Origin of the sequence: Streptomyces sp. ADMS (assembly GCF_033441795.1) — a bacterium.
Classification (GTDB): domain Bacteria; phylum Actinomycetota; class Actinomycetes; order Streptomycetales; family Streptomycetaceae; genus Streptomyces.
Window position 1 is genome coordinate 1 of the sequence record NZ_JAVFVX010000015.1, and the last position, 25975, is coordinate 25975.

The following is a 25975-nucleotide window of genomic DNA, read 5'->3' on the forward strand; positions in this document are numbered from 1 at the left end:
CGCAGGTTCTCCCGGGAGGCCGGACGCGCGAACACATCGTCCACCGAGGCGCACAACGCCTCCAACCTCCCCTCAAGCTCCCGCACTTGGCCTTCGGTCAGCTCGTCCGTCCGCACCACGCCCAGCGGCAGTTTCAACCCCACGAACGGAGCAACGAGCCAACCACCGTCACGTCACGTGAACCACCGGCTGTAGTACTAGTAGTGCGGCCGATTGCAGAGGAAGCAGCCGTCCCAGAGCGGGAGCGCGCTGAGGACGCGGTGGCGCACGCACGAGGCCATCGCGGCCTCGTCCGGGCCGGGGCAGCCGCGTGCGGCGCTGCGGTAGGCGGGCGGGGCGCAGGACTCCACCATGGTCGTGAAGCGGTGCAGGTAGTCATGCACGCGGGGCGGGTGGTAGCCCAGCTCGCTCCAGCGATGTCCGCTTGCCGCGAGTGCTGTGGCACGCAGCACGAAGTCCTTCGCGCGGGCGCGTTCCCGCTCCGTCGCACCCCAGTCGAACTCCGCCAGGTCGAACCCGACGGCACCGCGCCCCATGACGTTCTGGTCCTGCAGGGTCAGCAGCGCCGCGAAGCGGAAGTCCCGGTCCTCGGAGGCGAGATCGGACACGGCCAGCATCAGCACGTCGATGAACACCGCGGTGGCGCCATTGGACAGGTCCAGGTCGTGGCTACCGCCGGAGAAGATGTTGCTCACCGACCTATGATGCGATCCTGGCCCTCCACCTGCTTGGAGAAGACGCATGACGGATGCGAGCACCGGCAAAGTGGTCGTGAACAGGGTGATGTCCCTCGATGGGTTCATCGCCGGTCCCGGCCACACGATGGACTGGATCTTCGAGCACATGACGTCGGCGACGTTCCCGGAGGTCATGGCGGCCACGGGCGCCATGCTCATCGGCCGGGGCACGTACGAGGTCGGCAAGCGCATGTCCGACGAGAACACCGACTACGACGGCGGGGCGCAGTTCGTCCTCACCCACCGCCCGCCCGACGAGCCGGACCCCAACGTCACCTTCCTCACCTGCGACATCGAGGAAGCCGTGGCCACGGCACGCCGCGCCGCCGGCGACAAGAACCTGGAGATCCTCGGCGCCGACGTGGCCGCCCAGTGCCTGCAGCGCGGCCTCGTCGACGAGATCCTGGTGTACGTGCTGCCGGTGCTGCTCGGCGACGGCGTCCGCTTCGCGCCGCCGGGCCTCGACCGGATCGACCTGGAACCGTTCAGCAACGTCCAGTCGGGCGGGGTCACCATGCTGCGCTTCCACGTGCGCAAGTAGGCACGGTCGCAACTACTAGCCTGCTGTCATGGCCCCCATCCCGTGGGGCAATTTCCCCACTCTCGCTGAACGTCAACTGGCCCGACGGTGGCTGCAGTTCATGGCGAACATCGGTCGGGCTTCCAACACTATCGACGCGTACGGGCGGGCGGTCGAGGACCACCTGCGGTTCTGTGCAGTTGAAGGCACAGATCCCGTACTGGCCGGTGCGGACACGGTTGCCGCCTGGATCGGGGACATGCTCGACCGTCCCCGCCAGCGATCAGCGAAGGCGCCGCTGCATCCGGAGACGGGACTGGCGAACGCGACCGTCCAGCAACGTGTGGTGGCCGTGCGGTCCTTCTACGAGTACCTGGTGGAAGACGGGCTGCGCGAACGGAATCCCGTACGTCGAGGGCAGTCGAGCCGCCGTGGCCGTCCCCCTCGGCAGGGGCTCGTGCGGCGCCTCGAGCAGGCACCGTGAACCGGCCCGGCTGCCCCTCGGCCAGCCAGCCCCGCGCGACCAGGCGTTTCGCCTTCGACCGCAATGCCTCCACCCGTGCCGGCACCACGTCCAGACCGAACAACACGGCCAACTCCTGGCAGGTCAACGGCCCCTGATGGAGCCGGTCCCGGTCCGCGAGCGCCCTAAGGATGCGCTGGTAGTCCCACCGACAGTACCGACCAGGCCAGTCCCTCCCGCCACATCGGAACCTGCGACTTCCTCTTCGCTGCCTCCGGCACCTGCGGCGTCTTTCCGGTCTGCTCCCCGGCGGCCGGCGCGGTCCCCTCGGCCCGGGCGGGGTCCTGCCCGCTCTCGTCCACGGGGGCCAGCACCTCGCCGACCCGCGAGCAGGCGATGGCCCACTCCCTCCATTCCCGCTCGGCCACGGCCAACTCGGCCTGGACACGGTCGGCTTCCTCCCGCAGCTCGTCAACACGACGGCGAGCACCCAGCTCACGCTGTTCCAACAGACCAACCACCGACGGCGTCCACGACCTCCCGGGCAGCGACAGCACGACAGGCCACAACTCCCACGGGATCGCCGACCCTACGCCTGACCAGCGGAAACGCAGTCCTCAAGTCCGGAAAGACAACAGCTTCTGAGGTGATCGTGCAGGTGACGCCGTAATCGCACAGGCTGAGCATGATGCTGGTGTCGTCCAGGAAGCCCTGGCCGGCGAGGAGGAAGGTGAACGCGCCGACGCTGGCCACGACCGCAGCGACCGCTCCGAAGCCGGCGGCGGCGGACCCACAGGACGGGCAAGCGGGTGGGCACCGCACATTTCGGGTGCAGCACCGAGATACCGGTGATCGTGGGCACTGCAGCGGTGGATGTCCGTGCCGCAATGCGGCTGAACGGTCGCAGTCACTGCCGATGCCTCTCGGTGTTATGACATACCGCCGAAATAACGATCTGGGAGTCTGGCCGGAACAAGCGAGCTGTGTTCCGCATTCCAGGACGATGTCTTGCATTGACGCGAGGACTCTGGGCCCGTCATAGTGCTGCGAACACTCCTCGGGATCTGGTTCGGCTCCTGCCCGGTCCGGAAGGACCCCGAAGCTGAAGCCGGAGTGCCGTAATGGGGAGAACAGGATGAAGACCGATGCCACCTCCGGCCTTTGCGGAGACTTCATGCTGGCTGTGTACCTGGACGAGCAAGGTCGTGTTCCCGGCTATCGCACCGGCCTCGGCTTCGGCCTGAGCGGCGCGATGCTGATGGAACTCGCTCTGGGTGGCTTCATCGACGTCCTGGACGGACGCATTGTCGCCGTCCACGGTGCGCAGCCGCGTGACCGGGCGCTCGGCGAGGTGCTCGTGCGGATCCGGTCGTCTCGCAAACTGCGTACGGCGTCGGAGTGGGTCAGGGTTTTGAGCATCGGGGCGCACAAGCGGCTGGCGGTTGGCTTGATCGCTGAGCGTGTCCTCGTTCGCACGCGGGGACGGTTGCCGTTGGCGGCCTGGTGGGCTCGTCGCTACGACGTCCTGGTTGGAGGGATGCGGGATGCCGTGGTCCGGTCCCTTGGTGATACGGCTGATTCCTCTGATCGCTTGATCGCGCTGGCCGCACTGGCGAGTGCGTGTGGGGCCGCGTCGGGCGGCCGGGACTGGAGCGAGTACGAGACGATGCTGCGGTCGGCGAACCCGGTTTGTGCCCAGATTCTGACCGCGGTCGCCGACTCTGTGTGGCTCGGAACGCTCTCTTCCTGGACCTGAACCCGCCGCCTGGTCCGCATCGCGTTTCCGCGGCGGGAATCGGTTCCGCCGGTCAGTGCGGTCGGCGGACCTCGCGGAAGTCGGACTTGCGGATCCTTGCGTGGACGCCCTTCACGTCGTCGACGACCTGGGAGACCGCGAAGTCGCCTGCCGCGCTGAGGTACGCCATCGCCAGATGGCGTTCGATGCCGTAGTCGGTCACGAGCAGGTCGAGCGCGCAGCGCACGCAGTCGCGCATCGCCTCGTTCAGATCCCTGTCCAGGCCGATGGGCACCAGATAGTCGTCCGTCTCGGCGAACGGTGCGACGCGCCCGTGGCCGGGCCGCAGGGCGGCACCGCCCGGCACCACATCGAGCTTCACGGTGGCGCGCAACGATGCCTCGAATGCGGTCAGGGCGACCTCGCCGTCGCCCTGAGCGAAGTGAGGGTCCCCGAAGTAGACCAGCGCGTCGTCGACCTGCACCGGGAGGAAAAGCGTGGAGCCCTCGCCGAGCAGGGAGATGTCGATGTTGCCCCCGTGGCGCCCCGGCGGCACCGAGTGCGGTCGCTCGTCCCCGGGCACCGCCACGCCCATCACGCCGAGGAAAGGCCGCAGCGGGAAGCGCAACGAGCCGCGCGAGGGGTCGGTCGGATCCACCGCCATCCGGCCCCATGCGCCGTGGTGATCCGCGTGTGCCGTGGCGAAGGTGAAGACGGGACCGGGCGTCGACGGCAGCTCGCCGGGGAGTGCGCCGAAGCCGTGGCGGGCGGAGACCATGCCGTACGGAACCCGTGGGGTGAGGTTGAGGACGGTCACCGCGAGCAGATCGCCGGGCCGGGCGCCGGCCACGGCGATCGGTCCGGTGACGAGGTGCGGTCCGTCATCGTCGAAGTCGTGCGGCATTCCGGAGTCCGCCACCTGCTGGGCGTCATCGAGCACCTGGCTGCCGCCGACGCCGTAACGGCCGAAGAACTCGACGGGGTTGCGGCCCTGGTCCTCAAGCACTCCCTCGTGGCTGATCGTGTCGACCGTGACTACGGAGCCCGGTTGAACGACGGCGCACGGTGGGTCCGCCTCGCACGGAAGGCGGCCCCACAGGGTGTTCCCCGGCGTGGCCGGGACGTAGGTCGTCGACGCGATCGCTCCGTGGCCGGGCTGGAGGATCGGGAAGCCGGTGGTGGCGACGTCGAGGAGGGGCGAGTCGATCGCGGTCATGGCCCACCTTTCAGGGAGTGGAAGGGCTGGCCCGACGCTATGAACGTCCCGTTGCACCGGTGTTTCCGGTGGGGGTCCGTGCCGTAAAGCTGTCTCGTATGGCAACATGGCATCTCGCATATGTGCTGCAGAGGAGACCTGGATGGATGTCGGCGACGTTGTTCTCATCGGCGGAGCCGGCCTTGTCGGTGGATTCGTCAACTCCATAGCCGGCGGCGGGTCACTGCTCCTCTTCCCCGCGCTGGTCGCCGGCGGGCTGGGTACGGTGGCCGCCAACGTCACCAACTCCGTGGCGCTCTGGCCGGGCTACCTGGGCAATGTCGCGGCACTGAAGGGGTCTTCCCGCCCGTCTTCCGTGACGTCACTGGCGGTCGTGTCGGCAGTGGGTGCCGCCGCCGGATGCGCGCTGCTGCTGCTCACTCCGTCGCGGATCTTCTCGGTCGCGGTGCCGTTCCTCGTCCTCGGCGCCAGTGCCCTCCTCGCCTTCCAGCCCCGGTTGCGGGCACTGCTCGGCGCCGACGAAGGTGACCATCGCGTCAAGCTCTACGCCGGCACGCTCGCCGGCGCGGTCTACGGCGGTTACTTCGGAGGTGGGCTGGGAGTCATCCTGATGGCTCTGCTCGGCCTGACGCTGTCCGCTCCGCTGGCCGAAGTGAGCGTACTCAAGGGGACGTTGCAGCTGGTCGTGGCCACCGTGTCGCTCGTCGTCTTCGCGTTGTTCGGCCCCGTGCACTGGATGATCGCGCTCGTGGTCGCGCCGGCGTCCCTTGTCGGCGGAGTGCTCGGCGGCCGGCTGGCGACGAGGCTGAGCGAGCCGGTGCTGCGTGGCGCCGTGGTCGGCTTCGGCGTACTGGCCGGCGTCTGGCTGAGCATCCGCGCCTTCGGCTGACCGTTTCCGGAGACGGAAGGCCGGGCCGCGCCGGCCCGGCCACGGGCGCGGGTCCGACGGCGAACGTCGTGTCCGCTGTCGGCCCCGTGCGGCAGCCCGCTGGTGCCGGGCCGTCGGTCCCCGAACGCCGTCCGTCGGCGAGGACGGCTCAGATGTCCAGGACCAGTCGGTCGCCCTGACACCGGCCGACACAGATCATCATCGTGCGCCCGGCAAGACGTTCCTCGTCGCTGAGTACGGAGTCCCGGTGCTCCGGCGTCCCGGCGAGCACACGGGTCTCGCAGGCGCCGCAGTACCCCTTCTCACAGTCGTAGGACAGGCCGCTCACGGCGTCGCGCAGGACCTCGATGAGGCGGCGGTCGGCAGGCACGGTGAGCGTGACTCCCGTACGCGCGAGCTGGACCGCGAAGGTCCGGTTCTCCGCGGCGTCGAACGCCGTCTCAAGGCCGTCGTCGGCCGTGAAGCGCTCCTGATGCAGCCGGTCGGTGAGACCCAGGCTGGCGCACTCACGCTCGACGGCCGCCAGCATCGGCGCCGGCCCGCACGCGTAGACGGCGGTGTCCGCGTCCAGGTCGCCCAGCAGCCGGGGAAGGTCGGGCAGCCCGGCCTCGTCCTGCGGGAGGAGGGTGAGCGCGTCGCCGGCGACGGCGGAGAGCTCGTCGGCGAACGCCATCGTCGAGCGGGTGCGGCCTCCGTACACGACGGCGAAGGGCGTGCCGCGCCCAGCGGCCGCACGGACCATGGCGAGGACGGGTGTGACGCCGATGCCGCCGGCGACGAACAGGTAGGAAGCCGCCGGCACGAGCGGGAAGTGGTTGCGCGGCCCGCGTACCGCGAAGGTGGCTCCCGGGCGGGCCAGCTCGTGCAGTTCGGCCGACCCGCCCCGCCCCAGGTGCTCGCGCAGGACGCCGATGCGCCACGTCGTGGCGTCGGCGGGGTCACCGCACAGCGAGTACTGACGCAGCCTGCCCGAGGGCAGCCTCACCTCGACGTGCGCACCGGGCTGCCACGGGGGGAGTTCGGCTCCGTCCGGCAGGCCGAGGTCGACGGCGACGACACCCTCGGCTACGGCGCGTACCGCGGTCACCCGCAGCGGGGTGGGCGTGCGCAGCGCGCGGGCCGTTCCCGCCGCCGCGGTCGCCCGGGGACCGGGTGTGAAGACCGCCGGGACCGCGTCCCAGCCGGACTGGTTGCCGCGCGTCGGGTAGGCGACGAGCCCCTCCTCGATCACCAGGTAGTCGGGCAACCGGGTCAGCACCTGCGTCATCATCGCGCGGAACATGGCTCGGGCGAGGTGCGCGCCGGCGCACCGGTGCGACCCGATCCCGAAGCTGAGATGCCGGCTGGCGTCGCGGTCCAGCCGCACCTGTTCGGGGTCGGGGAACACGGCGGGGTCGTGGTTCGCGGCGACCCACGGGATCAGCACCCGGTCGCCCGCGTGCATCGGGCAGCCGCCGACCTCGACGTCCTGGGTGACCGTGCGGGCCATCGACTGTGAGGGGGCGAACGCGCGGAGGAACTCCTCGGTCGCGGTGTCCAGCAGATCCAGGGAGTCGATCAGCCTCTGCCGCTGTTCCGGGTGGCGGGCGAGGTGGACGAGCGTGGATCCGGTCAGGGAGGTGGTGGTGTCGACGCCTCCGGCGATGAGCAGGCCGATCACCGACACCAGCTCGTCCTCGCTGAACTTGCTGCCGTCGGCACGCCGGCCGGCCACCAGTGTGCTGACCGCGTCGGTCCGCGGTGTCGAGCGGCGCTCGGCGATCAGCTCGCGGATGCGCTGGTCCATGTACGCCAGCCCGGCGGCCCCGCGCACCGCTCGCTCGCTGCCGGCCGGGGCGGCGAAGATGTCGTGGATCGGCCCGGCCAGCTTCGCCCAGTCCTCCTCGGGGAAACCGAGCCAGTCCAAGGTCACCGCGGCCGGCAGCGGGTTGGTGAGGTCGCGCACGAAGTCGCAGGAGCCGAGCTCGATGAAGTCGTCCACGACGCGGGCGGCATGGCGCTCGATCATGGGTACCAGGTGCTCGACCGCCTCCGGGGTCAGCAGCGGGTTGATCAGTTGCCGGTACTCGGTCGAACGCGGCGGGTCGAGCTCGATCGGATACTGATCGAGCCCCGGTCCCTTGGGGATGACGATGCCGACCCCCTGGCCGCCGTGGCCGCTGCGGGCCGAGGAGAACGTCTCGTCGTCGCGGGCGATGCGGGCCACGTCGGCATACCGCGTCGTGTAGGTGAAGCCGCCGTAGGCGGCGGACCGGCCTACCGGGCAGGACTCGCGAAAGCGCGCGTAGTAGGCGACCGGATCGGCGTTGGCCTCATCGGAGTGGTGATCGAAGTCGATGTCGGCGGACATGGTGGGCACGCTCCACGTGCTCGGCCTTCTGCGCGGTGTTGTCCGGCCGCGCCACCGGATGTCTGGTGCCTCATCGGCGTCGCCACCCTAAGGTGCTGCCGCGGTGTGCGACAACGAAGGGTGGGCGACGTCTCAGAAGGTCAGCACAGCTTTACCGACCGAGCCGGACCGGACCGCCGCGACGGCCTCGTTGATCTGCTCGAACGGGAAGTAGGTGATCATCTTCTCGACCGGGAACCGGCCCTTGGTGTTCAGGTCGAGCAGCTGGGGCAGGAACACCTGCGGCAGGCTGGACCCGGCGATGATGCCGGTGACGCTGCGCCCGTTGAGGACGCTGCGCCACTCGAAACTCATCGACTCGCTCGGCCCGATGCCGATGACCCCGGCGCGGCCGAGCGGCCCGAGCGACTCCACCGCGACGCGCAGGACGTCCTCGCGCCCGGTGGTGTCGATGACGAAGTCGAATCCCTCGGGGACGAGGGCGGCCAGCTGCTCGGCGGCCGGTCCGGCCGTGGAGTCGACAGTGTGCGTGGCGCCGAAGCCGCGGGCCGCCTCCAGCTTGGCCGGGTTCACGTCGACGGCGGCGACGATCGCGCAGCCGCTCAGTGCGGCCGCGATGATGGCGGCCACGCCGACAGCCCCCGCCCCGAAGACGGCGATCGACGAGCCGGGGCGCGGCTGCAGCACGTTGAGCACGCCGCCGGCGCCGGTCTGGAATCCGCAGCCGAAGGGTCCGGCCCGCCGCAGGTCCAGTGAGGGGTCGATCTTTACGACCGCCCGCTCCGGTGCGACGACGTGGCTGGCGAACGACGACTGGCCCAGGAAGTGGGCGTTGACCTCGCGCCCTTCATGGGTCACCGCCGTGGAGCCGTCCGGGCGGCGGCCGGAGAAGTTCACGGCGTCGAAGCCGCGGCAGTAGGCGGGCGAGCCGGTGCGGCACAGCGTGCACGAGCCGCACGACGCGAAGGACATGGTGACGCTGTCGCCCGGGCGTACGGAGGTGACGTGCGCGCCGACCTTCTCGACGATGCCCGACCCCTCGTGCCCGAGCAGCGCCGGCGTGGGGAAGAAGGTCGCGAACTCGAGGTCGGTGCCGCAGATGCCGACGCCGGCGACGCGGACGAGCACCTCGTCGGGACGGGGCTCCTCCAGGTCCACCTCGGTCAGGACGAATGGCTGTCCGGCTTGCTCCAGCAGAGCGGCGGTGGCGCGCACCAGGCCTCCTCAGTGACTCACATAGCGAGATCGCATATTGACATGCGTGACAAGGTCGGTCAAGGTTCACGTATGGCTGCTGTTGACTTCCCTTCTTCCCAGCACTTCATCGACGGCGAGTGGGTCGCGGCCCGTGACGGCGGCACCCTGGACATCGTCGATCCGGCCACCCAGAAGGTGATCACCAAGGTGGCACTGTCGGGCGGAGCCGATGTCGACGACGCGGTCGCCGCGGCGCGCCGCGCCTCCCCTGGCTGGGCGGCGACCAACCCCAGCGAGCGCGGGGCGCTGATCCGGCGCTGGGCCGACCTGATCCTCGCCGACGTCGAGGCGCTGGCCGCCGTAGAGGCGAGGGACGTGGGCAAGCCGCTGTCCGGGGGCCGGACGAACATCTACATCGCCCACGACATCGTCAACTACTTCGCGGGCGCGGCCGACAAGCTCACCGGGGTCACGCTGCCGACCCGCAGTCCCGACTACCTGGGCTACACGGTGCCCGAGCCGTACGGCGTGTGCGCCGTCGTCATCCCGTGGAACGTGCCGGCCGTGCTCATGGCCGCGAACGTCGCGCCGGCGCTCGCCGCGGGCAACACGGTCGTCCTCAAGCCGTCCGAGATCGCACCGCTGACCCCGTTCGCACTCGTCGAACTCGCCCGCCGCGCCGGCTTCCCGCCCGGGGTGCTCAACGTCGTCGCGGGCGGCCCCGAGGCGGGCGCCGCACTGACCTCGCACCCGGGCGTCGACCACATCAGCTTCGTCGGCTCCACCGCCACCGGGCGGGCGATCATGACGGCCGCCGCGCAGAACCTCGTCCCGGTGAAGCTCGAACTCGGCGGCAAGTCGCCGAACGTGCTGTTCGCCGATGCCGACCTCGACACGGCGATCGAAGCGGTCGTCGCCTCGATCACCGAGAACGCGGGGCAGAACTGCTACGCCGGTTCCCGGCTGCTCGTCGAGGCCTCGGTGCACGACGAGGTCGTGGAGAGGGTCGCCGCCGCCATGGCCGCGATCAGGACGGGGCCCTGGGACGCCGACCTGGACATGGGGCCGCTGGTCAGCGCCGCGCAGTTCGCCCGCGTCAGCGGCTTCCTTCAGGACGCGCCTCGCGAGGGCGCGCGACTGGTCACCGGTGGCGCGCCCACCGGCGACGGATGGTTCGTCCAGCCGACCGTGTACGACCGCGTGGACGCGGGCATGCGCGTCGCCCGCGAGGAGGTCTTCGGCCCGGTCCTCGCCGTACAGTCCTTCCGCGACACGGCCGAGGCGACCGAACTGATGAACGCCACGGACTTCGGCCTGCTGGCCTGCATCTGGACCAACGACGTCTCCCGGGCCCTGCGGCTGGCGAAGGACGTCCGCTCCGGGCAGGTGGCGGTCAACCAGTTCCACGACGCCGGAGTGATCGGCTTCCCGTTCAACATGCAGAAGGACAGCGGCTTCAGCCGGGGTGGCGGGTACGGAGCGCTGCGCGAGTACACCCAGGAGAAGGGCGTGGCCATCCGGTTGTTGGTCCGCTGAGAGTCGACATCATGGGAACCGTCGCAGAAGCGCGGTCCGGACCGGCCCGGGAGAGGGCGGGGCCGGACGCCGAACCCGCCGGGCTGGAGCGGGAACTGACCGACGCCGTGCTCGCCGGAGCCGCGCGCTCGGACGTGCTCCGCGCGCTTCTGCGGGCGACCGGCCGGCAGGTGCGGCTGCTGTCCGCCGAGGGCGTGCCGCTGGCGACCACCGACGGCGGATCCGGAGTTGCGGCCACGGTCGCGGACGGCGTGCTCTCCGGCGTGGACGAACCGCTGGTCGACACGCTCGACGGGCTGTGCGCCACGGCGCTGCCCGTGCGAGCGGGGACGACGGTGGGCGGCGTGCTGCTGACCGTCGGTCCCGCCGATCCGCGGGTGCAGGCGCTGGCCGGTGCCGCCGTCACCGCGCTCCTCATCGACGCCGTGCGCGCGGGGGACGCCTCGGCCGAGGTCTCGCCGCGGCACACACCGGCCGACGTCGTCGCCGCGCTGCGGTCCGGGACGGTGAGCCCCTCGGTGTGCGCGGCGGCCGCGGGACTGGGGATCGATCTGCGGCGACCGCCGGCCGGTGCCGTACTGCACTACAGCGGCTCCCGCCTGCGTGCCTGGTCCACCGCCCTCGCCTGGCTGGAGCACCCTGTGCAGCAGGAAGGGCGCACGGCGTGGACGGTGGCGTCGGGCGAGGTCGGGCTCGCACGTCTGCAGAGCAGGCTGCGCCTCATGACCGGCGACGAGTCCGCCGGTGACCACGTCGTCGCGGCGAGCGGTTTCCACCCCGACTCGACCATCGGTCTGGCCCGGTCCTTCACCGAGGCCGAACGGCTGCTCGGGCTGGCCAGGAGCCGGCGCGTCCCGCTGCTCACCTTCGCCGGCTGCGGGGTGGTCCAGCTGCTGTTGCCCCTCCCGCGCGCGGAGCTGGAGGCGTACGCCGAGGCGCACCTCGGGCCGATCCGGCAGCGTCCGGAGCTGATGGCGACCCTCCGTGCCTGGCTGGCCGAGCGGGGCAGCCGGCAGAGCGTCTCCGAACAGCTCCATCTCCACCGCAACTCGGTGGGCTACCGGGTCCGCCAGATCAAGAACCTCCTCGGCACGGACCCCCTGCTTCCCGCCGCCTCGGCGCAGTTGCACCTGGCGCTCGCGGCGCTCGACCTGCTCGCCGCCGACGATCAGCGGCTGCGCGGCGACGACGAAGAACCGGTCTCCGCCGGACGCTGAACCGTCCTTGGACTGTGCCGCCAGGGGGTGCGTCGCAATGCGTCCGCACCCGCTCACGCGCCGCCGCGGCCTGCGTTGTGAGCCTTAACAGCAAGCGAAATGCCGACAACAGTCGGTGAAACGCCGACGAAACCCAGTTTTTCCATACAAGCGTTGACAGCACTGGTCGGCATGGGCAGAGTGGCCCCACAATACGTTCCACCGCCTCGCAATGCGAGACGGCAGAGGTGAGGAGGGCCGCGGTGCGAGCGATGGTGCAGACCGATTTCGGGGGAACCGAAGTCGTGTCTCCGCAGGACATCCCGGAGCCGGTGTGCGGTGCGCGCGATGTCGTCGTCGAGGTCGCGTACTGCGGGCTGAACCGCCTGGACCTGCTGCAGCGCAAGGGGCCCGGTCTGATCCCCGGCTTCCGTCTTCCCCACGTACCGGGCATGGACTTCGCCGGAACGGTGGTGGCGACCGGATCGGCGGTCAGCTCCATAGTCCCCGGCGACCGGGTCGTCGCCGACCCCACCCAGGGCTGCGGGAGCTGTCCACGTTGCTCGGTGGGCGATCGCGCGTACTGCGTCAGTCCGCGCATCCTCGGCGGCAACATCCCGGGCGCGCTGGCCGAATACGTCCTGGCGTCCGCCGAATCGATCGTACGGGTCCCCAAGTCGGTGTCGCTCGACGAGGCCGTCACCCTGCCCACCGCCTTCGCGACGGCGTGGCACGCGGTACACACCGTCGGAGCACTGGACGCCGGTGAGACCTTCGTGGTGCACGCGGCCGCGAGTCCTGTCAGCCTGGCGGCCATCGCGCTGGCCAAGCAGGCCGGTGCCTCGGTCGTCGCGTTCGCGGGCAGCGACGCGAAGCTGGCCGCGGCCCGCGCGGTCGGCGCGGACCTGGCCCTGCGCAACGACGAACCGGATCCGGCGAAAGCGGTGACCGCCTTCACCGACGGTGCCGGCGCGCACCTGGTCCTGGACCACGTCGGCTCCGGCACCTGGCGCACCTCACTGGACTGCCTCGGCATCCGCGGGCGACTGGTGCTGCTGGGCAACACCAGCGGCGACCAGGTGTCCTTCTCACTGAGAGAGGTCTTCCACCGCGGCCTGAAACTGCTGGGCGCCGGGGGCTACACCTCGGCCGACTTCGTCGCCGCCACCTCGGCCTGTTTCGCCGACGGCCTGCACCTGCCCACCGCCGCCCGCTTCCCGTTCGATGATCTCGCCGACGCCTGGGACGTGCTCGGCGCCCGCGACACCATAGGAAAGGTCGTGATCACGCCATGAACGACCTGCTCATCGTGGGGGGCGACATCGTCACCATGGACTCCGCACGGCGGGTCCTCACCGGCGCGACGATCGCCGTGTCCGGGGACAGCATCGCCGCACTCGGCACCACCGAGGACCTGCGCGCCCGTTTCCCGGACGCGAGAGAGATCGACGCGTCGGGCTGTGTCGTCATCCCGGGCCTCGTCGACGCCCACCAGCACACGACCGTCGACCCCCTCGTACGCAGCACGATCCCGGACCACATCAGCTCGCAGGAGTCGATCTTCGACTGGATCGTCCCGCTGCACGCCCACGCCGACGGTGACGACGACGAACTCGCGGCGACAATCACCGCCGTCGAGTGCCTGTCCCGGGGCATCACCACCGTGCTGGAACCGGGCACGGTGGCCTACCCGGAACGGGTCGCCGCCGGGCTGGCCGCCGCGGGGATCCGCGCTCGGGTCGGCGGCTGGGGCTGGGACGCCGAGGGCGTGCCGTTCGGCGCGCCCGCCGACGAGGTGCTCGCCCGGCAGGAGGACATCGTCAAGTCCCTGCCGGCCACCGGGCCGGTCACCGGATGGGTGACACTCGTCGGCCACGACCTCGCCAGCGACGAACTCTTCACCGGAGCGGCGAACCTGGCCGAGCGGCTCGACACCGGACTGACCTGGCACGTCTCGCCCGGGCCCGCCGACATCGAGGCCTACGCCCAGCGCTGCGGGCGCCGGCCGGTGGTCCACTTCGGAGAACTGGGCGTACTCGGCCCGCGCCTGCTGCTGGGGCACGCCGTGTGGCTCGACGACGCCGAGGTCGACGCGATCCTTGACACCCGTACCGCCGTCGCCGCCTGCCCGGGGGCCTACCTGCGCCTCGCCCAGGGCTACACCCGGGCCTCGCGCCACGCCGAGCTGGTGCGCCGGGGCGGCCGGGTGGCCCTGGGCTGCGACGCCCACAACGCCGGCGACGCCCCGGACGTCCTCCTGGCCGCCTATCTGTTCGCCGGCCTCGAACGCGACCGTGACCTGCCCGACCCCATCCGCGCCGAGCAGGCGTTCGCGCTCGCGACGGTCGACGGCGCCGAGGCGGTCGGTCTGGGCGGGCGGACCGGCTCCCTGGAGGTCGGCAAGGCCGCCGACCTCGTCGTACTCGACACCAGTGACCCCGCCTGGATGCCCCGCGGCGACCTGGCCCGCCAGCTCGTATGGGGTCACGTGTCGCGCACTGTCCGTGACGTGCTGGTCGACGGCCGCGTGGTCGTCCGCGACCGGCAGCCGACCGGCATCGACCTCGCCGCCGTAGCCGAGGCCGCCGCCGAGCGGTCCGCCGACCTCCTGCGGCGCGCCGGCATCACGCCCCGCCCGACCTGGCCGGCAAAGCCGGCGGGCACCCCGTAAAGGAGACCACCCGTTGAACGTCATCGACATGTCCGGACGCTCCCCGGCCCAGAAGCAGGGCCTGCTCTCGCAACTGGTGGTACCGCGGCCGATCGCGATGATCACCACGCTCGACCCGGACGGAGGGGTCAACGTCGCGCCGTACAGCTACTACATGCCGGTCAGCGGCGAACCGCCGCTGATCGCGGTCACCATCGGCGCCCAGCGGGAGGCGACCCAGGAGCCGAAGGACACGTGGCTCAACATCGAGCGCACGGGCGAGTTCGTCGTCAACGTCACCACCGCCGAGATCGCCGAGCACATCGAGGCGGTGGCCCGCGAATACCCTCGCGGCGTCAGCGAGATGGACGTCGCCGACTGGCGATCGGTGCCCTCACAGGTCGTCGACACGCCGTCGCTGGCCGACAGCCCCGCGCACCTGGAGTGCCGGGTGCACGAGGTGATCGACCGCGGCGACCACACCTCCTGCTTCTCGGGCGTGCACATCGTCCTCGCCGAGGTCGTCTGCATCACCACCGACGACTCGCTCATGTCCGCCCCGGGCCGCGTCGATCCCACCCGGGTCCGAGCGGTCGGGCGGATGGGCTTCCCGTGGTTCGTCGCCGCGGGGGAGGAGTCCATCTTCCACCAGGAGCGTGTCTCCTACGCCGAGCTCGACCGGGCCGACCGGTCCGCCAACTGACCCCCCCCGCGAAGTCCCCCCCCCCGCGAAGTCATCCCCCGAAGTCACCACCGCCTCGACAGGGCGGTGCCACCGAGCGAACGGAACCGCAGACATGACTGCAGGCAGATCTCTCTGGCGTAGTAGGGCGGCGCTCGGCCTCGCCCTCACAGGAGCCCTCGCGCTCTCCGGCTGCGCCGGCAACGACGCGACGGCACCCAAGGCGACCGCCGCCGCGGCGAGCGGCGGCAGCGGCGGATCGGGCCTCAACGAGCCCGACGTCAACGGCGACGGCAAGGTCGTCATAGGTGTCCTCAGCCCCGGCGACATCAACGACCGCGGCTACTACGAGAGTTTCGTCGACTCGGCGGACGCCTACGCCAAGGAAAAGGGCTGGACGGTCATCAAGCGCGGCAGCGTGCCCGCGAGCGACGCGCTCAGCGCCGCACGCGCGCTGTGCCAGCAGCACGTCGACATGGTCGCGCTCGCCGCGAGTGAGCTCAAGGCCGCCATCCCTGCCTCCGAGGAGCCGGTCTGCGCCAAGACCGCCTGGTACGTGCCGTCGTCGGCGAACATCGACCAGACCCCGCGGATCATGCTGTCCTCCGACAACCCCAACCAGTCGATGCTCGCCGCCGGCTACGCCGCGGGCCTGAAGATGAAGGCGGGCGGCTACACCAAGGCCGGCTTCGTCACCGGCATCAAGGCCGACTTCAGTGTCCTGGGAGCGAAGGCCTTCCTCGCCGGGATCCGGGAGGTCGTCCCCAAGGCCACCCTGGTGAGCACCTACACCGGTGACTTCAACGACTCGGCGAAGGCCAAGGAAGCCATCCAGGCCCAGATCAGCCAGGGTGCCAAGGTCATCTACCCCTACCTCGGGGGCGCGACCGACGCCGCGGCGCAGGTGGCGAACGCCAGCGGCGTGCTGACCCTCACCCCGGGCACCGACCGGTGTGCCTCGACCAGCCCGAAGTTCGACATCTCGGTGATCTTCAGCCCGGGTGACTACTTCCGCGCCGCGCTGGAGGACTTCGCCAAGGACGACCTGAAGATGGGCACGCCGCGCGTGTGGCAGCTGGGCGTCGACCCCTACCCGACCATCAAGATCTGCAAGGGCCAGGGCGACGAGGACCAGCAGCTGGCCGAGTTCATGAAGAAGATCGGCAACAAGGAGATCGACCCGGAGGCCGAGGTCAATCGCCTCGGCTGACCGACCGTGCCGACACCGACCCAGGAGATTCACACGCGATGACACCGACGACCTCAGCGGCCCGGATCCTCGAGCTGCGTGGCATCACCAAGTCCTACGGGTCCGTCACGGCCTGCGACGCCGTGGACCTCACCGTCGACGCCGGCGAGATCCACGGTCTCCTGGGCGAGAACGGGGCGGGCAAGTCCAGTCTCATGAAGGTTCTGCTCGGACTGATCCGGCGCGACGCCGGCACCGTGCTGGTGCGCGGTGAACAGGTCGCGCTGGACAGCCCGCAGGAGGCGGCCGAGCTGGGCATCGGCATGGTGCACCAGCACTTCAGCCTCATCAACGGGCTCACCGTGTGGGAGAACGTCGCACTCGGCGACACCGGCGCGGTGAACAAGCAGGCCATCTGCGCCGACATCGCCGAGGTCGCCGCACGGTACGGGCTGCCGGTCGACCCCGAGGCGCGCGTCGACGCGCTCTCGGCGGGCGAGCGGCAGCGCGTCGAGGTGGTCAAGTGTCTGCGGCGCAACCCTCAGATCCTGATCCTCGACGAGCCCACCTCGGTGCTGACCCAGGCCGAGTCGCAGGAGCTGTTCGCCGTGCTCGGCCGGGTGGTGCAGGAGGAGGGGCGCGCGGTCATCCTCATCAGCCACAAGCTCGCCGAGATCGTGCAGGCCACGGACCGGGTGACGGTCCTGCGCAAGGGCGGTGTCGCCTTCCGGGCGGTCACCGCCGAGACCACCGCGCCGGAACTGGCCCGCCAGATGGTGGGCCGCGACGTGTCGCTGCGCGAGGAGGGAGCCGCCCTCGGCCTGCTGCCGGTCAACACGCCCCGCACGGCCCGGGGCGGGGCCCACGACCGGCCCACGCCCGTCCTGAGCCTGGCCGGGCTCACCGTCGAAAAAGGCGGGGTGACGGTTCTTCAAGGAGTCGACCTGACCGTGGGCGAGGGCGAGATCTGCGCCCTCTACGGCGTCGAGGGCAGCGGCCAGGCGATGCTCGGCGAAGTCCTCGCCGGGCTGGTCCTGCCGACCGCCGCCACCATCGAGGTCGCCGGCCGCAGGGTCGACGTGACCCGGCCCGGCGCGCTCGGAAAGGCCGGTCTCGGCATCGTGCCGGAGGACCGGCATCAAAGCGGCGTCGTCCTCGACATGAGTGTCACCGAAAACCTGACGATGAAGTCGCTCGACAAGCTCAGCGGACGGTTCCTGCTGCGCCGGAGCGCGATGCACGCCGAGGCCCGTCGCCTCGCGGACGAGTTCAACATCATCGCGCCCTCGCTCGACGCGCCGCTGCGCAGCCTCTCCGGAGGCAACCAGCAGCGCGTCGTACTCGCCCGGGAGCTGTCCGGTCACCCCAGCGTCCTGGTGGCCGCGCAGCCCACCCACGGGCTGGACGTCGGCGCCATCGAGGACATGTACGCCCGGCTGCGCGGGGCGGCCGCGGACGGCGTCGGAGTGCTGCTCATCTCCACCGAACTCGAGGAAGTCATGGCCCTTGCAACCTGGATCGCGGTGATCTCGTCCGGGCGGATCACCGGAGCACTCCCCGTCTCGGAGGCGACTCCCGAGCGACTGGGCATGCTGGTCGGCGGTGAGGCCGCATGAGTGCCGCCTCGCTGACGGACGGGGACGACCTCGCCCGGCGCTTCCTCGCCCGGCTTCGGCCCGGGCGCGACGGCTGGATGACGGCGGGCCTGACCGCCGTACTGGTCGCCGTCGCCGCGGGCGCCTCCGCGCTGCTGCTCGTACTGACCGGTGGCTCGCCGAGTGCTTCGGCGGACGCGATATGGACCGGGAGCCTGGCCGACGCGACGGGATGGACGACGACGCTCCTCAACACGGCGCCGTTGCTGCTGGTCGCGGTCGGTACGTGCGTCTGCGCGTCGGCAGGCATGTTCAACATCGGCCAGGAGGGACAGGTCCTCATCGGCGGCCTGGTCGGAGCGTGGGTCGGGCTGCGGCTGGCCGTGCCCGGCCCGATGCTGGTGGTCGTGGTGCTGGTCGCCGCGGCCGTCGGCGGCGGAGCCTGGGCCGCGCTCAGCGCGGTGATGCTCCGCCTGCGCGGCGTCAACGTCCCGGTGAGCACCCTGCTGATGACGTTCCTCGCCATCCAGCTCGTCACGTTCGCGGTCAGCACGCCGTGGCTGCAGGAGAGCGCGCAGGGCTCCTCGGGCATCGCCGACGCGGCGTCCAACCCCCTGCCGGCAGGCGCCCAGCTCGGCGGCTTCGGGCAGTACCCGTCGGTGCAGTGGAACATCGGCCTGTTCATCGCCCTCGTCGCCGCTGTCGGTGTCGCCGTGGTCCTCACTCGCAGCCGGTGGGGCTTCAGGGTGCGAATGCTCGGGCTGAATCCGCTGACCGCCAAGCACACCGGAGTGAGGGTGGCCGCGCTCGGCGGCTTCGCCCTGGCACTGTCCGGCGCCTTCGCGGGGCTGGCGGGCGGGCTGCTGCTGGTCAGCCCGGTCGGCACCAACCGCCTGCAGGCCGGGCTCTCGGACAACTTCGGCTGGGACGGTCTACTCGTCGCGCTCGTCGCACGCAACCGGCCCCTGGTCGCGATCCCGGTGTCGCTGGTGTTCGCCGTACTGCGCGCGGGCGGCGATTTCCTCTCGGCCACGGGCGTGCCGTACTACCTCGTCGATGTCGTCAAAGCACTGCTGGTCCTCGCGTTCGTCGCGCCTCCCGTGCTCCTCGATCTCTTCCGCCGGCGTCGCGGTGGCACCCCGCGGCCGACGCCCGGCCTGTCCGTAGTCCCGACCAAGGTGAAGGCAGCCGCGTGAGCGTTCTGGACAGCACCACCACCATTCTCGCCAGCGGTGTCCGGCTGACCGTGCCCCTGGCGTTCGCCGCCTGCGGTGAGTACGTGGCCGAGCGCGCCGGCACGATGAACATCTCCGTCGAGGCGATGATGCTCGGCGCCGCGTTCACCTCGATCGCCACCGCGAGCGCGACCGGCAGCGCCACGGCCGGCCTCGTGGCGGGCGTCGTGACGGGCCTCGTTCTCGGCTTCACGCACGGCAACCTCTCCCACCGGGCACAGATCAACACCTTCGTCGTCGGCCTGGTGCTGAACGCGCTGGTGCTCGGGCTGACGAGCTACCTGATCACGACGAACGAGTTCGTCTCGCACCAGGTCGAGGTGTTGTCGATCCCGCTGCTGCAGGACATCCCCCTCCTCGGCAAGCCGCTGTTCTCCGAACGCTGGCCGGCCTTCCTGCTGTTCGCGCTGGTGCCGCTCACCTGGTGGCTGGTGGAGCGCAGCCGCTGGGGCCTGGAACTGCGGGCGGTGGGGGAGAACCCCCAGGCCGCCGACGTCACGGGCATCAAGGTGAACAAGCGGCGCCGGCAGGCTCTGCTGTGGGCCGGCGCTCTGGCCGGTCTCGGTGGCGCCTACCTCGCGGTCGGCGAGGTCGGATCGTTCAACCAGAACATGACCGCCGGGCGCGGGTACCTCGTCATCGCCGCCGTGATCTTCGGGGCGTGGCGGCTCGGCCGGACCATGCTCGGCTGCCTGGTCTTCGGTCTCTCCGACGCGATGCGCCTGGCGCTCCCGGCGCTCGGCGTCACCCTCAACGCCCAGCTGCTCGTCGCGGCCCCGTATCTCCTGGCGCTCCTGGCCATGCTCCTGTTCACCACGCAGCACCGGGAACCCGGCGCGCTCGGCCGTCCCTTCGAGCGTGGGTCGACGTGACGGGCCAGGTCCGGCGACGGCGGATGCTGGCCCCGCGAAGGCACGGGGCCGGTGTCCGCCGTGGGTGTGCGGCATCGCAGTCAGCGTCGGCGCAGCGCCGCGGTCTCCAGCGCCGGCGGCGTGTGGCCGACGTCCAGTGGGTTGAGGACGCTGCCCGGCGCGACGAGCGCGTCGATCCGGTCCAGTGCCTCGGCCGACAGCGGCCGGTCCACCGCGGTGAGCTGCGACAGGAGCTGGTAGTGGGTGCGCGCGCCCATGACGGCCGTGGTGACGCCGGGATGGGCGAGCACGAAGCGCAGCGCCAGCTCGACGAGCGTGCAGCCCTCCTCGGCGGCCACGCGGACAAGCTCCTCGACGACGGCGAGCTTGCGCGTACGCACCTGCTCGTCGGCGAAGTCGAAGTGCTCGCTGTTGCGCAGCGCGCGCGAGTCGCCCGCCGGTTCGGCGCCGGCCCGGTACTTGCCCGTCAGCCAGCCGCCGTTGAGAGGGCTCCAGACCATGACGCCCATGCGGTGCCGCTGCGCGGTGGGCAGGGCAGCGGCCTCCGCGTGCCGGGCCAGGACCGAGTACGACAGCTGCTCCACGGTGAACCGCTCACGGCCACCGCGCCGCGCCGCCCACTGGGCCTCCACGATGTCCTCGGCCGGGAAGCTCGACGAGCCGATCGCCCGTACCTTGCCCGCCCGCACCAGGTCGCTGAGCGCACCGAGGGTCTCCTCGACGTCGGTGTGGGGATCCGGACGGTGGACGAGGTACACGTCCAGGTGGTCCGTCCCCAGCCGGCGCAGGCTGTCCTCCACGGCACGTGTGATCCACAGCCGGGAGGTGCCGCCCCGGTTGCGGTCGAGCGGGCCCGCGGGCATCCGGCTCGCGACCTTCGACACCAGGACGACGTCGTCGCGCCGTCCCTTCAGCGCCCGGCCGACGATCTCCTCCGACTCTCCGAACGCGTACACGTCGGCGGTGTCGACGACGTTGACCCCGGCGTCCAGCGCCGTCGCCACCATGCGGTGGCATTCCGCCTCGTCGGTGTTGCCCCAGGCGCCGAACATCATCGACCCGAGGCAGAGCTCACTCACCTCGATGCCCGTCCCACCCAGAATCCGGTAGTGCACGCTGCCCTCGTATTCCCAGCCGACGCCCTGTCGCTGTCCTCTCGCAGGCTCGCACAGCGGCAGGCCGCAAACCGATGTCGCGCGGGGCCAGCATCCCTGGCCTGCGTGTTGTGTCTGCAGCACATCGACCCCCGGGCGCGTGCGCGCCTAGTCTCGAAGAAATCCGAACCACTCACGATGGAGGTACCGTGGCCACCGGTCTCACCTCGGCACGCTGGACTCACGTCGCGCTGCCGACCGGCGATCTCGACAAGGCGATCGCGTTCTACACCACCCTGACTCCGCTGGTCGTGGTCGAGCGTTTCAAGGACGCCGACGGCGAGAGCGTCTGGCTCTCCAACGACCAGCAGGCCGAGACGCCGTTCGTGCTCGTCCTGGTGTCGTTCAACAAGGACAAGGGCAACCCGCAGGGGCTGCTGCACCCGTTCGCGCACCTCGGCATCGAGGTGCCGGCGCGCGGGGACGTCGACGCACTCGCGGACCGGGCCCGCGAGCTCGGCTGCCTGCACTGGGAGCCGAGGCAGATGCCCGATCCCATCGGCTACATCTGCGCTCTGAAGGATCCCGACGGCAACGTCGTCGAGATCTCCCACGACCAGCGGGTGTTCGACTCGGTCCGCAAGAAGTGGGGTTCCTCCTGAAAGACACCCGCGCCGCCGTCGAGGCGTACCTCGCGGCGTTGAACGCGCACGACGCCGACGCCGTGGCCGCCTGCGTGGCCGAGGACTTCGTCAACGAGCACACGTCGTCGCTGGGACACAGCCGCAGGGGCCGCGCCGAGTACCGCGCCGCGCTGACCGGGTTCCTCGAGAACTTCGGGGACCTGCACTACGCGCCCGAGGGCGTCCTCGTCGACGGCGAGTCGGCCGCGGTGCCCTACGTCATGACGTTTCTGATGCGGTCGGCGGGCGACCGCCCCGTACTAGTGCGCGGGGTCTTCGTGTTCACTGTCGCCGGCGGCCTCATCACGCGTCGCACGGACTACTGGGACAGCGGTGAGGTGCAGCGGCAGCTCGCCTGACGCCCCTTCCTGCTGTCCGGACCGGCCCCCTGACACCCCGTCCGCCTCTCGTGCGGACGGGGTGTCCGTGCCTTCCCGGACTGGCAATTCTCTGAGCGTGACGCTGTCTCGAATGAGAGACGCTCGCCATGCGAGTAGACCGCTGGAGACACCGCTGGGCACCCCGCCTGCGTCCCCCCGGAAAACGAGAGACCGTACGACGCGGTGCGCGGTTGTGGGTGACCCGGGCTGCGGCGCCTGTGAAGAACGAGGGCGCCCTTGTCAGTCGACGTCTGTGCCCAGCCCTGGCCGACCGTCTCCCTCTCCGGCCGCGCATACGGGGGGCCTCGGGCGTGCCCTCGACCGTAGGCAGCCTTGTCGCGGCAGAGAAGCCGCCGTCAAAGGGACGGTGACCTGCCAGTGGAGCCCGCCATGATCGCGGCGCAGATCCTGGCCTGAGCCGGACGGGCCACGCCCGCCGGACCGGCCGGGCCTGCCCGCGGACGGCGCGGCCTGGTCCGCACTGCCACCGCTTCGCATGCCCCTGGACAGCTCTGCGGGGTACTTGCCGGCATAGTCACTGAGGCCGACCGGCGTCAGCAGCTCGTCCGGATCTCCCGTGGAGAGACTCGGTCCGCGCCGCGCCGACGGCCGCGGGGCCGACCCACCGACTGGTTGATGCCGGCCGGCAGGGCGACGTCCTTTCGTAGCGTCGACCATGGCAGCAGGGCGGGGCCTGGGGGACCGGTCCGATCGCCTTCAGCGCGCAAGCCCTGCGCCGGAGTCGTCCCGAGAGCGTCAGGCTGCCGCTGCTGTACGCGCCGATTCAGACGAATGCCCGCAGCAGGGTGGACTTTCTGCGGCCGCTCGGGCCGATCAGGCCGATGAACGTCCCGCGAGGTCTTCGACGGGGCCGGGGACGGCCGAGGGGAGCGAGGTCGTCCAGGTGATCATGACGGATCCTTTCCGGTCGGCTGCAGCGGGTTCAGAGTGTGAAACCGGCGACCCTGATAGGTGAGCGGCTCCCCTCCGCCGACCACCACACCGGCCACCTCGATCAGGATGATCGTGTGGTCGCCGGCGGTGAGGCGCTGGTGCACGACGCCCTCGAGCGACACGGTGGCGCCGTCGAGCAGGGGTGGACCGAGCTCACCCGGACTGAAGCGCGCCGCAGCGAACCTGTCGACACCGGCCGTCGCGAACGCCTGCGCCACCGGGTGCTGGTCGGCCGCCAGGACGTTGACGGCGACCGACTCGGCCTGGCTGAAGGCCGGGTGGACGTCTGCGGTGTCGGCCAGACAGACCGAAATCAGCGGCGGGTCCATCGACACGCTGGTCACCGAGTTGGCGGTGAAACCGTACCGCTGCCCGTCCACTTCGGTGGTTACTGCACAGACAGACGTGACCATCGAGGACAGTCCGTCGCGGTACGCCTGCGGGTCTTGGCGGATGACCGGCCGGCGCTTGACGGCGTGATCCATGGAGGGGGTGGGCATGTCAGACCACCGCCATCTCGCCGGCGCACTCCGGCGCGCCGCAGGCCGTCGACTCGGTGGCTCGGTGGATGCGGCCGGGTGCTCCGCAGGCATCGCCGCCGCCGGTGATCCGGGACGGTCGTCGTGTCGCGGGATTCGGCAGGGAGGCCGGCAGGGAGGCCGGCGGGGAGAAAGCGGATCTCATCTTGTCTTGCCTTTGCTAGGGATGCCCCGACGCTAAGATGAGGTGTCTCGTATGTCAACATGCCATCTCGCATACGTGCTGTAAGTGAGGCGCGGAGACTCGGCAAGGTTGTTCTCATCGGCGGCGTCGGCCCGCCGGTGGTGCGAACGGGCGGGAAGGTCGCCATGTGGCGGGCTCGCGCCAGAAGATCAACGGCTCCTGCATGCCGGTGTGCTGTGCGGGTGCCGAGGGACGCCGGGCGCTGCCGGTCGTTTCGTCGAGCGCGTAGAAGGCCTCGTCGATCAGTCGCTGGGTCATGCGTGGAACCTTGGGGCTGTCAGTGAGGCGTTTACGGCGTCGGCCTCCGCCCGCCCGGGTGGAGAGTGGCGATCCCCGCACCGCGAGTCTCGACCGCCCGTTACTGCGGCACTCCCTTGGGCGCGTGCGCACCGGGCAGTTCCAGGGCGGCCCGCGGTCCGCCGCGGGAGCGCAGCCACCAGTCGCGCATGCCCCACAGGACAAGCGCGCCGTAGATGACGTAGACGAAGCCGGAGAAGGCGTAGCCGTTGGTGAAGGCCAGCGGGACGCCGACCAGGTCGACCAGTAGCCAGGCGATCCAGAACTCGACCATGCCGCGCGCCTGGGCGTACATCGCGACGACCGTGCCGACGAAGACGTAGGCGTCCGGCCAGGGGTCCCAGGACAGCGTCGGGTAGGCCTTGAACAGCAGGGCCACCGCGACCGTGCAGACGGTGACGGCGCCGGCCATCGCCGCACGCTCGCGCCAGGTGGCGAACCGGGGGGTGATCTGGCCGTTTCCGGACCGTCCCTTGTCGCGGTTCCATCGCCACCAGCCGTACAGGGCCACGGTCATGACGACGGCCTGCTTGCCGGCGCTGCCGGCCAGGTGGCCGAAGAAGGCCCCGAAGAGGATGAGGCCGGACAGGAACTGCACCGGCCAGGTCCACAGGGAGCGGCGCCAGCCGAGGGCGAGGGCGGCCAGGCCGAGGATGTTGCCAGTCATGTCCGACCACAGGATGTGCTGGTCGAACAGGACGAACGCCTCGGAGTTCACCCCGTTCACCGGGCGGACGGGCTGGCTTCAGACGGGTCAAGCGTGAACCTGCCGTCCGGCGGGTCGTCGGATATCGGGCTACGGAAGCGATCCATATGCCAGAGTTTCGGCTGCCGATGCCCGTATTGTCTATATGTAAGCCTTATAAGATCTAAATCGTCGCCCTTGGCTGACAGGCAGGTCGACGATGCTGCGGCCTGACGGCGCCTCCCCCTCGGGCCAGGCTGGGGCGCGGCAGTGTCCGACAGGGCGCCCCGGCGCGTCTGTCTAGGCCACGGTGGGCGAGATGGGCGCGTTCGGCGCGTCGGCAGGTCCGGCGACCCAGTACACCGTCCGGTGCTGCCCGGAGAACGCCCCGAGGACCTCGAGATCGATCGGCTCGGCGGTCTCGGGGGCGCTGCCCCGCAGGCGCAGTGCGCCCTGCTGGGCCGGCAGGAAGTCCGTGTTGATCTCCCGGACCAGGGCCGCTGACATCATGTCCGCACGGACGCAGAACGTGTAGTCCTTGCGGTCCCGGCTGATCCTGATGCCGAAGGTGCGGAGCGGCAACCGGTCGGGGTCGACGCGCTCGTAGTGGACGCGGAACTCCGGCGGGGTGGCCGCCAGCTCGGGTTGCAGCACGTACAGGTTCGAGTGCGCCAGGTGCCGGCAGAACTCGTCCAACTCCCGCAGCAGTGTGGGGTGCACGTGCCTCGCAAGGAAGAGGTGATCGCTGCGGATGCCATTCGGCACGGGAGTCCAGCGGGCTTGCACGAGGCGCGAGTCCGGAAGTGTGTCGGCTATCTGCCAGAAGGTCCTGAAACGTGGCATGTGCTCAAGAGTGCTCCGACTGAAGCAGTGTGTCCAGTGTCGGGCCGTGACCGCAGACGGCTTGCACATGAAATGCCGCCATGGCCTGCCGGGGTCCCTCAGCGTCATGGCCTGGGGTCCTGGTGTGCCTGCTCCTCGAACACTGTCGAAGGCGAGGCCGGTCGGCGGTGCTGGTGGTGTCGTACTGGACGGCGAAGCGGGTGATCATTTCGCGGGGCCGAGCCGTGGCTGCCTTCGATGTTGTTCCCGGGGGC

At 70.6% G+C, this 25975-nt stretch carries 26 protein-coding genes and 1 pseudogene; 15 read left to right on the plus strand and 12 right to left on the minus strand.

Annotated features, from left to right (window positions below; translation table 11 throughout):
- Positions 1 to 197 precede the first annotated feature (197 nt).
- Entirely contained in the window at positions 198 to 695 is a 498-nt protein-coding gene (locus tag RB628_RS09510; RefSeq protein WP_318319884.1) for a hypothetical protein, read from the minus strand.
- 46 nt (positions 696 to 741) lie between these two features.
- On the opposite strand from RB628_RS09510, the gene RB628_RS09515 reads away from it, so the two are divergent.
- Both RB628_RS09515 and RB628_RS09520 read left to right on the plus strand, forming a co-directional pair.
- Positions 742 to 1278, plus strand: coding sequence for a dihydrofolate reductase family protein (locus RB628_RS09515; protein WP_093903461.1), 537 nt, complete (start codon positions 742 to 744; stop codon positions 1276 to 1278).
- 28 nt (positions 1279 to 1306) lie between these two features.
- Positions 1307 to 1741: a hypothetical protein gene (locus RB628_RS09520; RefSeq protein WP_412180624.1), complete on the plus strand. Its 435-nt coding sequence runs from the start codon at positions 1307 to 1309 to the stop codon at positions 1739 to 1741.
- Here RB628_RS09520 and RB628_RS09525 read toward each other — a convergent pair.
- Both RB628_RS09525 and RB628_RS09530 read right to left on the minus strand, forming a co-directional pair.
- Positions 1716 to 2241 (minus strand): annotated as a pseudogene (locus RB628_RS09525) (hypothetical protein); the annotation flags it as partial. The gene RB628_RS09520 and the pseudogene RB628_RS09525 overlap by 26 nt on opposite strands.
- Complete coding sequence (locus tag RB628_RS09530) at positions 2216 to 2473, minus strand: hypothetical protein (RefSeq protein ID WP_318319885.1); 258 nt, start codon at positions 2471 to 2473, stop codon at positions 2216 to 2218. The gene RB628_RS09530 and the pseudogene RB628_RS09525, both read right to left, overlap by 26 nt.
- Before the next feature lie 382 nt (positions 2474 to 2855).
- On the opposite strand from RB628_RS09530, the gene RB628_RS09535 reads away from it, so the two are divergent.
- Positions 2856 to 3476: a GOLPH3/VPS74 family protein gene (locus RB628_RS09535; RefSeq protein ID WP_318319886.1), complete on the plus strand. Its 621-nt coding sequence runs from the start codon at positions 2856 to 2858 to the stop codon at positions 3474 to 3476.
- Positions 3477 to 3528: 52 nt separating this feature from the next.
- Here the strand turns inward: RB628_RS09535 and RB628_RS09540 are convergent, their stop codons facing one another.
- Positions 3529 to 4671 (minus strand): acetamidase/formamidase family protein, encoded by a 1143-nt coding sequence (locus RB628_RS09540; RefSeq protein ID WP_318319887.1) that lies wholly within the window; start codon positions 4669 to 4671, stop codon positions 3529 to 3531.
- A gap of 142 nt (positions 4672 to 4813) precedes the next feature.
- Here RB628_RS09540 and RB628_RS09545 point away from each other — a divergent pair, with 142 nt between their 5' ends.
- A complete protein-coding gene (locus tag RB628_RS09545; protein WP_318319888.1) occupies positions 4814 to 5560 on the plus strand; it encodes a sulfite exporter TauE/SafE family protein in 747 nt (248 codons plus the stop codon).
- A 148-nt stretch (positions 5561 to 5708) separates the two neighbouring features.
- Here the strand turns inward: RB628_RS09545 and RB628_RS09550 are convergent, their stop codons facing one another.
- Together RB628_RS09550 and RB628_RS09555 are read right to left on the minus strand one after the other, a co-directional pair.
- Complete coding sequence (locus RB628_RS09550; protein ID WP_318319889.1) at positions 5709 to 7910, minus strand: cytochrome P450; 2202 nt, start codon at positions 7908 to 7910, stop codon at positions 5709 to 5711.
- Positions 7911 to 8042: 132 nt separating this feature from the next.
- The gene (locus RB628_RS09555) at positions 8043 to 9125 is read right to left on the minus strand and encodes an NAD(P)-dependent alcohol dehydrogenase (RefSeq protein ID WP_318319890.1); all 1083 of its coding nucleotides are present in this window, start codon (positions 9123 to 9125) and stop codon (positions 8043 to 8045) included.
- A 72-nt stretch (positions 9126 to 9197) separates the two neighbouring features.
- On the opposite strand from RB628_RS09555, the gene RB628_RS09560 reads away from it, so the two are divergent.
- The 9 genes from RB628_RS09560 to RB628_RS09600 all read left to right on the plus strand — a co-directional run bounded on the left by RB628_RS09560 (position 9198) and on the right by RB628_RS09600 (position 20062).
- Entirely contained in the window at positions 9198 to 10643 is a 1446-nt protein-coding gene (locus tag RB628_RS09560) for an aldehyde dehydrogenase family protein (protein ID WP_318319891.1), read from the plus strand.
- 11 nt (positions 10644 to 10654) lie between these two features.
- Complete coding sequence (locus tag RB628_RS09565; protein ID WP_318319892.1) at positions 10655 to 11860, plus strand: PucR family transcriptional regulator; 1206 nt, start codon at positions 10655 to 10657, stop codon at positions 11858 to 11860.
- Positions 11861 to 12111: 251 nt separating this feature from the next.
- Positions 12112 to 13134, plus strand: a complete 1023-nt coding sequence (locus RB628_RS09570) for an alcohol dehydrogenase catalytic domain-containing protein (RefSeq protein ID WP_318319893.1) — start codon at positions 12112 to 12114, stop codon at positions 13132 to 13134.
- Positions 13131 to 14510: an amidohydrolase family protein gene (locus tag RB628_RS09575; RefSeq protein ID WP_318319894.1), complete on the plus strand. Its 1380-nt coding sequence runs from the start codon at positions 13131 to 13133 to the stop codon at positions 14508 to 14510. Before RB628_RS09570 ends, RB628_RS09575 begins: the two co-directional genes overlap by 4 nt.
- 13 nt (positions 14511 to 14523) lie before the next feature.
- Positions 14524 to 15192, plus strand: coding sequence for a flavin reductase family protein (locus RB628_RS09580; protein ID WP_318319895.1), 669 nt, complete (start codon positions 14524 to 14526; stop codon positions 15190 to 15192).
- 94 nt (positions 15193 to 15286) lie between these two features.
- Positions 15287 to 16381, plus strand: coding sequence for a BMP family ABC transporter substrate-binding protein (locus tag RB628_RS09585; RefSeq protein WP_318319896.1), 1095 nt, complete (start codon positions 15287 to 15289; stop codon positions 16379 to 16381).
- Positions 16382 to 16419: 38 nt separating this feature from the next.
- Positions 16420 to 17976, plus strand: a complete 1557-nt coding sequence (locus RB628_RS09590) for an ABC transporter ATP-binding protein (protein WP_318319897.1) — start codon at positions 16420 to 16422, stop codon at positions 17974 to 17976.
- On the plus strand, positions 17973 to 19151 hold the full coding sequence (locus RB628_RS09595) for an ABC transporter permease subunit (protein WP_318319898.1): 1179 nt from the start codon (positions 17973 to 17975) through the stop codon (positions 19149 to 19151). The genes RB628_RS09590 and RB628_RS09595 overlap by 4 nt, the downstream gene beginning before the upstream one ends.
- Complete coding sequence (locus tag RB628_RS09600) at positions 19148 to 20062, plus strand: ABC transporter permease (RefSeq protein ID WP_318319899.1); 915 nt, start codon at positions 19148 to 19150, stop codon at positions 20060 to 20062. Before RB628_RS09595 ends, RB628_RS09600 begins: the two co-directional genes overlap by 4 nt.
- A gap of 80 nt (positions 20063 to 20142) precedes the next feature.
- Here the strand turns inward: RB628_RS09600 and RB628_RS09605 are convergent, their stop codons facing one another.
- A complete protein-coding gene (locus tag RB628_RS09605; protein ID WP_318319900.1) occupies positions 20143 to 21177 on the minus strand; it encodes an aldo/keto reductase in 1035 nt (344 codons plus the stop codon).
- Positions 21178 to 21365: 188 nt separating this feature from the next.
- Here RB628_RS09605 and RB628_RS09610 point away from each other — a divergent pair, with 188 nt between their 5' ends.
- Both RB628_RS09610 and RB628_RS09615 read left to right on the plus strand, forming a co-directional pair.
- On the plus strand, positions 21366 to 21818 hold the full coding sequence (locus RB628_RS09610; protein ID WP_318319901.1) for a VOC family protein: 453 nt from the start codon (positions 21366 to 21368) through the stop codon (positions 21816 to 21818).
- Complete coding sequence (locus tag RB628_RS09615; protein ID WP_318319902.1) at positions 21803 to 22198, plus strand: nuclear transport factor 2 family protein; 396 nt, start codon at positions 21803 to 21805, stop codon at positions 22196 to 22198. Before RB628_RS09610 ends, RB628_RS09615 begins: the two co-directional genes overlap by 16 nt.
- Positions 22199 to 23127: 929 nt before the next feature.
- On the opposite strand, the gene RB628_RS09620 is transcribed toward RB628_RS09615, so the two are convergent.
- The 5 genes from RB628_RS09620 to RB628_RS09640 form a co-directional block, all read right to left on the minus strand.
- Positions 23128 to 23673, minus strand: a complete 546-nt coding sequence (locus RB628_RS09620) for a flavin reductase family protein (RefSeq protein ID WP_318319903.1) — start codon at positions 23671 to 23673, stop codon at positions 23128 to 23130.
- 1 nt (position 23674) lies between these two features.
- Complete coding sequence (locus tag RB628_RS09625; protein WP_318319904.1) at positions 23675 to 23857, minus strand: hypothetical protein; 183 nt, start codon at positions 23855 to 23857, stop codon at positions 23675 to 23677.
- A 114-nt stretch (positions 23858 to 23971) separates the two neighbouring features.
- On the minus strand, positions 23972 to 24154 hold the full coding sequence (locus RB628_RS09630; protein WP_318319905.1) for a hypothetical protein: 183 nt from the start codon (positions 24152 to 24154) through the stop codon (positions 23972 to 23974).
- Positions 24155 to 24254: 100 nt separating this feature from the next.
- Positions 24255 to 24920, minus strand: a complete 666-nt coding sequence (locus tag RB628_RS09635; RefSeq protein ID WP_318319906.1) for a nicotinamide mononucleotide transporter family protein — start codon at positions 24918 to 24920, stop codon at positions 24255 to 24257.
- Positions 24921 to 25178: 258 nt separating this feature from the next.
- Positions 25179 to 25721, minus strand: a complete 543-nt coding sequence (locus tag RB628_RS09640) for a hypothetical protein (protein WP_318319907.1) — start codon at positions 25719 to 25721, stop codon at positions 25179 to 25181.
- Positions 25722 to 25975: the final 254 nt, after the last annotated feature.